Raw genomic sequence first — 10,991 nt, 5'->3', positions numbered from 1 at the left:
GGCTTGCGCCGCGGGAGGGACCGCCTGCGCGGCGGCGAGTTGTGCCGTCTGCGACGTCGAAGGCAGCAGCGAGGTCAAGACCGGCGTCCATTCCGCCAATAGCTGCCGGGCGGTATCGCCATGCTTCTCCCAGGCGACCGTGGCAGCCGCGCTGCCACCTGCAAACAGGAACGTGACGAAGGCGCCGCGCAGCCACTTGCCGGCGGCGGAACGCTTGCGCCGGTTCGGACCGTCGCCGGCTGCGATGCGCACGCCGGTGTCGAGCGAGGGTACCGCCGTCGGCGGCTCCAACACGGGACTGAACTTCGGCTCGGGGCCGGCTTTGGGCTCCGGGGCAAATTTCGGCTCAGGGCGGGGCGTGATGTCAGGTGCCAGTGCCGGCGCCACGCTGACGGGGCGCGCGGCCAGCACGATCTCGGGCGAGATCTGAATAGCATCGTGGGGATCGTTGTCCTTGACCGTGTCCTTCACGATCTCATCGACGATTTGCTTGCTGTTCAGCGTCGCGAGCATCGCAGCTCCTTTGCAGCCTTCGTCGTTCGCATTGGCGCGAGCCGATCTTGTTGAGGTGAGCCCCATCCAACCTGATGTGCCCGGGCAGATGACCCACGAGTCCAGCCGGGTTTGACCAAAGCAAGGCGAGGGGATGGAGATGATGCGACGCTCTTCCGCCGTTTGTGGTGATGGAACCCGGCCGATCGAACACGCGCAATTGTTCCGGCCTGCCTTGTTTTCAGCACGATTTGGGCAGCATCTGTTGCTGCTGGGGGTGCTGCTATCCGCTATCGGGGGGCCGGTGGTGCCAAGATCTGTTCTCGCTTTCTTCGTCGTTGCCCTGCTGCCGCTCGGCGGCTGCATGCAGACGACGCTTTCGCCGTCGACCGACGCGAGCATGACGCCGCGCGACCGGCAGTTGCTCGCGCACACGCCTTACGCCCAGGCGAGCGTGCCGGAGCAATATCTGCGTCACATCGTCGATTATCCGCGCAAGGAGATGCCGGGCACGATCCTGGTCGACACCGATGCGCGCTACCTCTATTTCGTGCTGCCCGACGGCAAGGCGATCCGCTACGGCGTCGCGGTCGGTGAGGAGGCGATGGCCTTCTCGGGCGTGGCGCGGGTCGGCCGTCTCGCCGAATGGCCCGACTGGGTGCCGACGGCGGACATCCAGGCGCGGCTTGGACCGTATCCGGCGCGCGTGCCCGGCGGTCCCGCCAACCCGCTGGGCGCGCGCGGCATCTATCTCTATGTCGGCAACAAGGACACGCTCTACCGCATCCACGGCACCAACCAGCCCGAATATATCGGGCAGGCGATCTCGTCGGGCTGCATCCGCATGCGCAACGAGGACGTGATCGATCTCTACGACAGGGTGAAGCTCAATTCGACAGTCGTGGTGCTGCCGCCAGGACAGAGCGCGCAGGTCGAGGCCGGCCGGAGCTGGCGCGGATAGGGACGTTCGGGCGAGCAGCGCTGTTTGACGCTGACGGCGATCACACCGTTTTGAAGGGATGACGGGTGAACGGCTTCACAGCCGACCGGCTCCGTCTGCGGTATGCCTTGATGGCTCGTTGCCACCGGAGGCATCATGCAGAAATTCTTTGATCCATTGGATGAGAACGACCGCCGCGTTGTGCGGAAATGGCGCCTGGCCACGTTAGGTTTTTATGGCTCCATCCTGGCCGGAATGGGCCTTTACGTCGCGCTGCACTGGAATTCGGAGGTCAATTATGCCTCGGCCGATTCCGCCGCGCACGCGAAGCTCGTGGGCGCGCCTGACGGACGCGCGCCGTTCTCGCCCTAGTTCTCTGGCCGCGCAATGCGCCATTGCAGGGTCGTGGCCGTGCCGTTGGCGTCGCCCGGCGCCTTGTCGGCGGGCGATGTGTAGAGCGGACGGTAGCGATAGGCCCACATCTTGCTACCGTCGTTGCGGTTGATCACGGTGAAGTCGCCGACGGCCCTGGCGTCGGCGGTTGCTGCCAGCGGCACCCAGCTCTCCGTGCACTTGCCGTTGCAGTTCGATGTCTTGCCGGTGGTGTCGCGCTCGTAGGTGTAGAGTGTCATGCCATTGAGATCGACGAGCTTGGGGCCCTGCTTGGTCAGAACCACCTTGGCCGGCGCGGTCGTCGCTTCCGGCTTGGGCGGAGGAGGGGCATCGCCGCCACCATGGCCGTTCGCGAGTGCGTGACCGCTCGAGAGTGCGATGACCGCGGCCGCAATGATGAACCTGAACATCCGAAACCCCCGAACGGCAAAGTTAATCGCGCGTTAAGCGCCGAATGGCACCGACGGTAGCAGCCGAAGGTTAGTTCCAGGTTTCGTTGCGCTGCGACAATTACGTACAAAAATATCCTCATTCGCGCAGCGGGGCACGGCTGAGCTCGTTGCCGGCGGCGATCGCCTTGCGCAGGAGCCGCATCAGCTCCTCGCCTTCCTTCGCGCTCAGGCCGCGCAGCATGATGCGCTGCGCGGACTCGACTGCCGGCGTGATCTTGCGCAGCGTGCGCCGGCCCTCGTCGGTGATCTCGAGCTCGCGGGCGCGGCGGTCGCGGGGACTGGCGCGGCGCTCGATCAGACCCTTCTGCACCAGGCGGTCGATCACGCCGGTGATGGTGGTGCGGTCGTAGGCGATCAGGCCTGCGAGCGTCACCTGGTCGAGCCCGGGATTGGCCTTGATAGTCGCGAGCGCTGCGTATTGCACCGGTGTCAGATCGAAGCCGACGTCGCCGACCTCGGCCAGGAACACTGCGACCGCGATCTGCTGGAACCGGCGCGCCAGATGCCCGGGCATGTCGTTGTTGTCTTTCACCGAATACTCCTTGGCGCGGCGTAATGGCGGGGATTATTGACAAGTATACTGATAGTCAGCATACTGAGCAATATCGAAGAAGACGTTGACGGGAGAAGTGCCCATGCAATTCCATCTCAATGGATTTCAGCCGGGCGACCCTGAGATCGCCGATCCCGCCGAGCGGGTTCAGGCCTCGGGCGCAGCCGGTGCGGTGCCAGCCGAGGTCGATGTCCTCATCGTCGGCTGCGGCCCCGCCGGCCTGACCCTCGCCACCCAGCTGGCGCAGTTTCCCGATATCAAGACATGCATCGTCGAGCAGAAGCCGGGTCGCCTGCTGGTCGGGCAGGCCGACGGCATCGCCTGCCGCACCATGGAGATGTTCCACGCGTATGGCTTCAGCGAGCGCGTGCTGAAGGAGGCCTATTGGGTCAACGAGACGACGTTCTGGAAGCCGGACGAACGGACGCCGGAGAGGATCGTCCGCAGCGGACGGGTGCAGGACGTCGAGGACGGGCTGTCCGAATTCCCGCACGTCATCCTCAACCAGGCGCGCATCCATGACGGATTTCTCGATGTGATGCGCAAGGCGCCCACCAAGCTCGAGCCTTATTACAGCCGCCGCCTGGTCGATCTCGAGGTCGATCAGGCTGCAGGTCCCGCCGACCATGCCGTGACCGTGCGGCTCGAACGCGTCGATGCCGGAAGGACAGGCAAGCTCGAGACCATCAAGGCGCGCTATGTCGTCGGCTGCGACGGCGCGCGCAGCACGGTGCGCAAGTCGATCGGCCGCGAGCTGCACGGCGATTCCGCCAACCATGCCTGGGGCGTGATGGACGTGCTTGCGGTGACCGATTTTCCCGACATCCGCTTCAAGTCGCTGATCCAGTCGGCCAAGGACGGAAGTCTGCTGATCATTCCACGCGAAGGCGGCTACATGGTCCGCATCTATGTCGAGCTCGCCAAGCTCGACGTCGGCGAGCGCGTTGCCAATCGCAACATCACCGCCGAGGACGTGATCGCGAAAGCGCAGCGGATCCTGAAGCCGCATACGCTTGAGGTGAAGGAGATCGCCTGGTGGTCGGTCTACGAGATCGGCCAGCGCCTGACCGACAAGTTCGACGACGTGCCGGAGGCGGAGGTCGCCAGCCGCCTGCCGCGCATCTTCATCGCCGGCGATGCCTGCCACACCCACAGTCCGAAGGCGGGGCAGGGGATGAACGTCTCGATGCAGGACGCCTTCAATCTCGGCTGGAAGCTCGCCGCCGTTCTCCGCAGGCAATGTGCGCCGGGCCTGCTGCATTCCTATTCGGCGGAGCGCCAGGCAGTTGCGAAGGAGCTGATCGATTTCGATCGCGAATGGGCCGGGATTCTGGCTTCGGCCGCCAAGGCTGGCGGCGCGGATGCAGCGAAGACACAGGACTATTTTGTCCGGCACGGCCGCTACACGGCCGGCACTGCGACGCATTACAGGCCCTCGGTTCTCACCGGCGCGGTCTCGCATCAGCATCTCGCGCAGGGGCTCGTGATCGGCAAGCGCTTCCATTCCGCGCCGGTGATCCGGCTGGCGGATGCGAAGCCGGTGCATCTCGGCCACGCCGCGCAGGCCGACGGCCGCTTCCGCATCTACGCGTTTTCGCCTGCGGAAAATCCGGCTGCGGCCGGATCGGCCATTCGCGCGCTGTGCAATTTTCTGACCGAGGCCCGGCAGTCGCCGGTCCGGCGATACACGCCTGCTGGCGCCGACATCGACAGCCTGATCGATCTGCGCGCGGTGTTTCAGCAGGAGCATCGCGAGCTCGCCGTCGCGGCGATGCCGTCGCTGCTGCTCCCGCGCAAGGGGCGCTATGGCCTGATCGACTACGAAAAGATGTTCTGTCCGGATCTCAAGAACGGCCACGACGTTTTTGCAATGCGCGGCATCGACCGGAGGGCCGGTTGCATGGTCGTGGTACGGCCGGACCAGTATGTCGCGACCGTGCTGCCGCTCGACGACTTTGCCGGGCTCGCCGCGTACTTCGACGCCTTCATGCTACCGGTGAACTGACGCTGGAATTGCTGCGCGCGCCGTACCGATGAACGACGGATGAATATTGAACCCCGCGCGCGGCGTGCTCTCAATCTTTCGGTGGATGCAGCGATGACAGGCGGAACGCTCGTTCCGCCCGCGCGTTCCGTCTCGCAGAGGAGGAACACGCCATGAGACTCAGAAGTATCCTGGTTGCCGCATTGCTGCTCGCCCCGACGGCCGCGCTGGCCGCGCCGGGCATCGTCACCGTCTCGACCGGCCTGCGCGCCGGTCCAGGCTCCGGCTTTCCCCTGGTCGATCGCATCCCCGAGGGGGCGCGTGTCAACATCCATGGCTGCCTGCGCGGCAACGCCTGGTGCGACGTGAGCTTCTCCGATGATCGCGGCTGGGTGTCGTCGCAATATCTCGAATATCTCTACCGCAATCACTACGTCTATCTCCCCGACTATGTCGACGAGATCGACGTGCCCATCGTCCCGTTCGTGCTCACCTCGTATTGGTCGAGCTATTATGAGGGGCGGCCCTGGTATCGCCGCCACGCCTACTGGAATAACTACTGGACCTCGCATCAGAGCTTGGCGACGCGCATGACGATCGACCCGCGCGCAGCCCGCATCGGTCGTGCGGCGACCCGCGATGCGGCGCTTGCCCTGGATCGCGAAGGCGTGCGTGGCAAGGGTGCTGCCGCGATCTCCGGACGTGACGCCACGACCTCACGGCATGATGCCGCGATTGCGACCCGTGACGGGGCGATCACAAAGCGTGACGCGGCGATCACGAAGCGTGACGCGGCGATCACGACCAAGCGCGACGCCGCGATCATGAAACGCGACGCTGCGATTGCCGCCGACCGGACCCGTGCCGGACGGAGCGAGCGCATCGCGCATGAGCGGACCAATGTGCAGACTCGCAATCCGCGCGATGCGCAGGCTCGCATGATGCACGAACAGGCTGCGAGCCGCGCGGCGGTGCATGCCCAGCCGATGGCACGAGCGCATGAAGCGCCGCGTATCTCCGCCGCACCTGCCGCGCGACCCGCGGCGCCGCATGTCGCGCAGCCGAATGTGAGCCACAGTGCTCCGATGAATGCGCAGGCGCAGATGCCGGCGCCGCGTCCCGCTGCGCCCGCGATGCCGCACGGCGGCGGTGCTCCGCACAACAATGCCGCGCCGCATGGCGGCGGTGCTCCGGCCGGAGGCCCCGGCGGCCACGAGAAGCGATAGCAAGCCTAACGAAAGCCCGGCCCTCGCGCCGGGCTTTCTGCTGGATGGATCCGGGTTCCCTGCGCGTACAATTTAAGAAAGTTCTTCGCCGGCAGATTTCATCGATCGTAAGATGTGTACCCAAAGATGCAAGCATCCACTCGGGGCAGCGGGGCATCGGGAGGATGTGATGAGACAGAGCCAGGCGGAGACGCGCCGCCAAAATGTCGCGAAGCGGTCGATGACCAAAGAGGCCAAGCAGCTGGCGAGCCTGATCGCCGGTCTGCGCAAATCCCTCGATGGGATTCACAAGGAACGGATGAGCACAAAGCTGACCGGTGCCGAGATGGGCATGCTCGACGAGCGCCGTAACAATCTGCTGCTCACCATCGCAGCCCTCGACGACCGCCTCTCGGCGNGCGGTGCAGGGGCTGATCGATCTCGGCCGTCCCCACATCATCCGCGTCCACTGATCGGGACTCGGGCTTAAGGCTATCGGTTTCGTCGCGGCGGCGACGAGGCCAGGCCTTGCTGCCTGCTCTGGGCGGCATAGGGATTGGCGTAGCACTGCACGGACAGGCCGGAGGCCGTCGCGGCGCACGGCGCGATCGTCACCAAAATCGATATTGCTGCCGTCGATGGTGTAGACCTCGATGCAGACGGGAATAGCGCGGGGCGTAGGTTTGCGCAGCTGCCGGCACGCCCGCCAGGGCGATGCCGAGCAAGCCCGCGACAAGCTGAATCGCATTCATGATCGGGCGCATGATCGACCTCCGTCGTTCCGGCCGGACCCAAGCACAATGCTGCCTGCGGATGGCACCAAATTGCCATGCTCCCGGCGAATTGCCGCCAAAGCCCGCTGCCACGAGGGGACGGGTGCAGGGCAACGCAAGGGGATGCGCATTGGCCTATAAGATGGTCGCAGAACGCGACAATGAGAAGTACAGTTTCGCCCGCGAGAGCCGGCTGCTCATCGTGGCGAAGGCAAAAGTGTGGGCGAGCGAGGGCTGGCGGGTCGTCATCACCGACCAGGACGGCAAGGCCTACGCACCACCCGAATTCGATCAATTGCTGGCGGCGTGACCGCAGGACGGCAACTCTGCATTTTTGACGCGTTGTCTCGACGCGAACCGGTCATCCACTTCGCTTGAGAACGCTCTGGGGAACGACGTTGATATCGCTATTCCGCCCGGGGCGCGGCCTGATCGCGCCCCTGATGATTCCTGCCGCGGCCGCCGCTCTGACGGCGACGGTTGCCTCCGCGCAAAATCTCGATGCCGGCAAGTCGCCGGAAAAGCTGTTTGCTGATGGCTGCTCAACCTGCCACCGTAGCCCGCGCGGCCTTGCCAAGGGACGCTTCAGCCTGACGCTGTCCTGGTTCCTGAAGGACCATTACGCAACCAGCTCCGACTCTGCCAAGGCGCTCGCCGGGTATCTGGAGTCCGTCGACGTGCCGCCGCCGCGGGCCGCGGCCAAGCCTGGCGCAAAGCCATCCAGATCTGCGCCGCGCCCGCCCAAGCCGGTGCAGAGCCAGTAGTCTACACATTTTTGGCCGTGGCGAAGGGGGCTACGGAGCAGCTATCCGTGCCGATAGGTCTGCGCGATCAGCCGCTCGTGCACGGCGCGCAGATCTGCGCTCATACGCGTTTGCCCGGTCGTGACAAAGGTCAGCCAGGCGCCGTCTGCGGCGAGGCGTACGATGTGCAGCTCGGGCGTGCCGTCGGTCGCGCGGTGACGCTTCAGCCTGGCCTTCGTCCAGTCGTTCCAGAGCCGGCGCAATGACGGATCGGTGACGACGACCATGCTCAACGCCGCCCATGGCGTTGCAAAGCCGAAGGACTTGCCGGTGAACACGGCGTTGACATAGGCGCGTGTAAAACTGCCGCGCGGCTTGGGATCGGCTTCGATGGCGGCGTCGATCTCGGCATCGACGCGGGCAAGCAGGTCGGCGAACAGACCCTCGATCAACGCCTGCTTGCTGCCGAAGTGATGAAACAGCCCGCCCTTGGTGACGCCGGCCGCCGTCGCCACCGCCTGCACGGTGACGCCGGCGACGCCATGATCCATGGCTATGGACGCTGCGTGATCGAGCAGGGCGCGCCGCACCTGTTCGGGCTGCTTGGCGCGGGTATAGGCGTTTGCCGGCATCAATGCACCGTCGTCTGCGAGAACAGATTGATGATCACGACCCCCGATACGATCAAGCCGATGCCGACGAAGGCTGCGGCGTCCAGCATCTGGCGGAACAGCACGAAGGAGACGGTCACGGTCAGGATGATGCCGACCCCGCCCCAGATCGCATAGGCGATGCTCAAGGGGATCACCCGGATGGCGACCGACAGCGCGTAGAACGAGGCGACATAGAACAGCACCATCGCAAGCGTCGGCCAGGGGCGGGTGAACTGCGCGGACTGCTGCAGGAAGGCGGACGCGGTCACCTCGAAGACGATGGCGAGGGCAAGCGCTGCGTAGGCATTGAAGGGGGAAGTCATCTCGGGCTCGGGCATGGCGGCAAAAAAGATACCGCGCGGTAGGTATCTTTAGCACGAGGAAATCGTCGTTTGGCGGAGATCATTATCACGTGTCGGTGACGAGCCTGCGACATGCCGGAACACAGGCTGGAGCCGCCGCACGGTGAAGCGTGCGGCGGCTCCAAGCTCTTGGAGTAGTCCAGGGCGGCGCTAGCCGATGCGCACGGTGAGTTCGACGTCTTCGGCGAAAGGCGTGGACATGTAGCCGCTTCCCGGCGCGCGCACGCGCGCCAGATAGTCGGGGCTGTCGTCGGCGTTGTCGGCGACGATGATCGCGCCCGGCCTGAGATGGCCTTCGATCAGATCCAGGATTTCGGGGTAGAGCGCCTTCGCACCGTCGAGCAGCACCAGATCGATCGCATCGGGCAGATCAGCGCTGAGCGTTTGCAGCGCATCGCCCTCGCGGATTTCGACGAGGTCGATCAAGCCGCCGGCCGACAGGTTCTCCCGCGCCCGCGCTGCTTTCGACGGCTCGAATTCGCTGGTGATGAGGTGGCCGCCGCCATTGTCGCGTAAACCTGCGGCAAGGTGCAGCGTCGAGATGCCGAACGAGGTGCCGAACTCGACGATCGCCTTGGCGCGGGAGCTGCGCGCCAGCATGTAGAGCAGGTGACCGGTCTCGCGGGAGATCGCGAGCGGCGAGTCTTTCAGGCGTCCGTAGAGGTCGCGGTAGTCGGTCTTGCTCCGCATCATGCGTGCGCGGTCGGCGTCGGTCAGGTCGGCGAAGGCTGCTTGCGTTGCGCCGCGTGTTGCTTCGTCCTGATCGAACAGGCGATCCAGCAGCGGCGCGAGCAACGTGATGGTTGGGGTGGTCATGTGAGGTCTCCAGAGTTCGCGGCGAAGCATCTGCTTGCGTGGGACTTGAAATACGACTAATTCGTCGCATTCGCTATTCGCATTGCTGGAGCGCAGCATGGCTGATCGCCGAAGTCGTTCAGTTTCCTCACGAAAACAGCCGCGACAGGCCCGCTCCACCGAGCTGGTCGCAGCCATTCTTGATGCGGCTGTTCAGGTCCTGGCGAAGGAGGGCGCGCAGCGTTTCACGACGGCCCGCGTGGCCGAGCGGGCCGGGGTGAGCGTCGGGTCGCTCTATCAATATTTTCCGAACAAGGCGGCGATCCTGTTCCGCCTCCAGAGCGATGAATGGCGCCGCACCAGCGACATGCTGCGCGGCATCCTCGCGGACGGTGCGAAGGCGCCGCTGCTGCGGCTGCGCGCGCTGGTCCATGCCTTCATCCGCTCGGAGTGCGAGGAGGCCGCGATCCGCACCGCCCTCAGCGATGCCGCTCCGCTCTATCGCGATGCGCCCGAGGCGCAGGACGCGCGGGCTGCCGGCAAGGGCACCGTCGCGGCGTTCATGCGGGAGGCGCTGCCCAAGGCAACGGACCCGACGCGCGCGCTCGCCGGCGAACTGATCACGACGACGCTGAGCGAGGTCGGCAAGCGGTTCTCGGAGGCGCCGCGCAGCGAAGCGGAGATCGTCCGGCATGCCGACGGACTGGCGGACATGTTCTGCGCCTATCTCGGCGAGCTGGCACGGCGCCGGGATCATTCCTGAGATCCGCGTTTGCGATCCGATATCGTTTCTGATTTCGGCGCATGATGGGTTAGCCTTGCCCCGTCCCTCGTTCAGCCAATCGAGCGCCGCGCCATGCATGTCCTCCGTCCCCAATTCCGCATCGAGGAGCAGGCTGCGCTGGAATTTGCAGGGCAGCGCGGCTTCGGCATGATCGTGGCGGCGGATGAGCGCGGGCCACGTGCCTCGCACGTGCCGTTCGTGCTGGTCGAACGCGACGGGTCCGCCATCGTGCAGATCCACCTGACCGCCAGGAATCCGCTCGTCCCGCTGGCGGATGGCATGAGGCGATTCCTGCTGATCGTAGCCGGCGACGATGCGTACATCTCTAACGACTGGTATGCCTCGCAGGACAACGTCTCGACCTGGCTCTACGAGGCGGTGCACCTGTCGGGCGTGGCGCATCTGCGCGGGCTGGAGGAGAACCGCGGGCATGGCGATGCGCTGCTCGCGGTCGCCGAGGCGCGTTTACCGAAGCCGCCCTGGGACCTCGCACGGATGGAGCCGGAAAAACGTGAGAGCATGCTGGCTGCGATCCGAGTCATCGATCTGGTGGTCGATACCGTCGAGGGGCAGGCCAAGCTCAACCAGCACAAGAGCGATGCGGATCATGTCGCCGTCGTGCGCCGGCTGGCGCGGTCGGACGAGACAGGGCATCGGCGGCTGGCGCGGAAGATGCAGGCGCTGCGGCCGGGACTCGGGTACGATTTTTCGTGATCCGGGCTGCGCTTGCCTTGCACCGCATTTGACCTTACGGACCTCCGCATGCTCGTCATCTCCATTCAAAGCCAGGTGGTCCACGGCCATGTCGGCAACAGCGCGGCTGCCTATGCCATGCAGGCGGAAGGCGTGAATGTCGCGGCGG

Annotated in this window: 14 protein-coding genes and 3 pseudogenes; 10 read left to right on the top strand and 7 right to left on the bottom strand. The window is 65.3% G+C overall.

Annotation, left to right across the window (positions count from 1 at the left end):
* Positions 1–513, bottom strand: a pseudogene (locus A5906_RS44940) (hypothetical protein); the annotation flags it as partial.
* A gap of 343 nt (positions 514–856) precedes the next feature.
* On the opposite strand from A5906_RS44940, the gene A5906_RS24350 reads away from it, so the two are divergent.
* Positions 857–1,453: a L,D-transpeptidase gene (locus A5906_RS24350; protein WP_167523442.1), complete on the top strand. Its 597-nt coding sequence runs from the start codon at positions 857–859 to the stop codon at positions 1,451–1,453.
* A gap of 135 nt (positions 1,454–1,588) precedes the next feature.
* Entirely contained in the window at positions 1,589–1,804 is a 216-nt protein-coding gene (locus A5906_RS24345) for a hypothetical protein (protein WP_080137817.1), read from the top strand.
* Here A5906_RS24345 and A5906_RS24340 read toward each other — a convergent pair.
* Together A5906_RS24340 and A5906_RS24335 are read right to left on the bottom strand one after the other, a co-directional pair.
* The gene (locus A5906_RS24340) at positions 1,801–2,235 is read right to left on the bottom strand and encodes a COG4315 family predicted lipoprotein (protein WP_080137816.1); all 435 of its coding nucleotides are present in this window, start codon (positions 2,233–2,235) and stop codon (positions 1,801–1,803) included. The two genes, A5906_RS24345 and A5906_RS24340, sit on opposite strands and share 4 nt — an antisense overlap.
* Positions 2,236–2,353: 118 nt before the next feature.
* Positions 2,354–2,809, bottom strand: a complete 456-nt coding sequence (locus tag A5906_RS24335; protein WP_080137815.1) for a MarR family winged helix-turn-helix transcriptional regulator — start codon at positions 2,807–2,809, stop codon at positions 2,354–2,356.
* Between the two features lie 103 nt (positions 2,810–2,912).
* Here A5906_RS24335 and A5906_RS24330 point away from each other — a divergent pair, with 103 nt between their 5' ends.
* From A5906_RS24330 to A5906_RS46190, 3 genes and pseudogenes are all read left to right on the top strand, one after another.
* Positions 2,913–4,835: an FAD-binding monooxygenase gene (locus A5906_RS24330; RefSeq protein WP_080137814.1), complete on the top strand. Its 1,923-nt coding sequence runs from the start codon at positions 2,913–2,915 to the stop codon at positions 4,833–4,835.
* A gap of 152 nt (positions 4,836–4,987) precedes the next feature.
* Positions 4,988–6,040: an SH3 domain-containing protein gene (locus tag A5906_RS24325; protein WP_080137813.1), complete on the top strand. Its 1,053-nt coding sequence runs from the start codon at positions 4,988–4,990 to the stop codon at positions 6,038–6,040.
* Positions 6,041–6,209: 169 nt separating this feature from the next.
* Positions 6,210–6,437, top strand: a pseudogene (locus tag A5906_RS46190) (hypothetical protein); the annotation flags it as partial.
* A 193-nt stretch (positions 6,438–6,630) separates the two neighbouring features.
* Here A5906_RS46190 and A5906_RS46185 read toward each other — a convergent pair.
* On the bottom strand, positions 6,631–6,783 hold the full coding sequence (locus A5906_RS46185; RefSeq protein ID WP_347337612.1) for a hypothetical protein: 153 nt from the start codon (positions 6,781–6,783) through the stop codon (positions 6,631–6,633).
* Positions 6,784–6,895: 112 nt separating this feature from the next.
* Here A5906_RS46185 and A5906_RS24310 point away from each other — a divergent pair, with 112 nt between their 5' ends.
* Both A5906_RS24310 and A5906_RS24305 read left to right on the top strand, forming a co-directional pair.
* A complete protein-coding gene (locus A5906_RS24310; RefSeq protein ID WP_080137812.1) occupies positions 6,896–7,102 on the top strand; it encodes a hypothetical protein in 207 nt (68 codons plus the stop codon).
* Between the two features lie 133 nt (positions 7,103–7,235).
* Positions 7,236–7,556, top strand: coding sequence for a hypothetical protein (locus tag A5906_RS24305; protein ID WP_080137811.1), 321 nt, complete (start codon positions 7,236–7,238; stop codon positions 7,554–7,556).
* Between the two features lie 41 nt (positions 7,557–7,597).
* Here the strand turns inward: A5906_RS24305 and A5906_RS24300 are convergent, their stop codons facing one another.
* The 3 genes from A5906_RS24300 to A5906_RS24290 all read right to left on the bottom strand — a co-directional run bounded on the left by A5906_RS24300 (position 7,598) and on the right by A5906_RS24290 (position 9,366).
* A complete protein-coding gene (locus A5906_RS24300) occupies positions 7,598–8,167 on the bottom strand; it encodes a TetR/AcrR family transcriptional regulator (protein ID WP_080137810.1) in 570 nt (189 codons plus the stop codon).
* Entirely contained in the window at positions 8,167–8,511 is a 345-nt protein-coding gene (locus A5906_RS24295; RefSeq protein WP_080138247.1) for a DMT family transporter, read from the bottom strand. Before A5906_RS24295 ends, A5906_RS24300 begins: the two co-directional genes overlap by 1 nt.
* A 189-nt stretch (positions 8,512–8,700) precedes the next feature.
* Positions 8,701–9,366, bottom strand: coding sequence for an O-methyltransferase (locus A5906_RS24290; RefSeq protein ID WP_080137809.1), 666 nt, complete (start codon positions 9,364–9,366; stop codon positions 8,701–8,703).
* Between the two features lie 97 nt (positions 9,367–9,463).
* Between A5906_RS24290 and A5906_RS24285 the strand changes: the two genes are divergently transcribed.
* From A5906_RS24285 to A5906_RS44935, 3 genes and pseudogenes are all read left to right on the top strand, one after another.
* Positions 9,464–10,108, top strand: coding sequence for a TetR/AcrR family transcriptional regulator (locus A5906_RS24285; protein ID WP_080137808.1), 645 nt, complete (start codon positions 9,464–9,466; stop codon positions 10,106–10,108).
* Between the two features lie 93 nt (positions 10,109–10,201).
* A complete protein-coding gene (locus A5906_RS24280) occupies positions 10,202–10,843 on the top strand; it encodes an FMN-binding negative transcriptional regulator (protein WP_080137807.1) in 642 nt (213 codons plus the stop codon).
* Between the two features lie 48 nt (positions 10,844–10,891).
* Positions 10,892–10,991, top strand: a pseudogene (locus A5906_RS44935) (pyridoxal kinase); the annotation flags it as partial.

This window comes from Bradyrhizobium sacchari (assembly GCF_002068095.1).
Classification (GTDB): domain Bacteria; phylum Pseudomonadota; class Alphaproteobacteria; order Rhizobiales; family Xanthobacteraceae; genus Bradyrhizobium; species Bradyrhizobium sacchari.
This window is presented reverse-complemented; position numbering and strand designations above follow the sequence as displayed.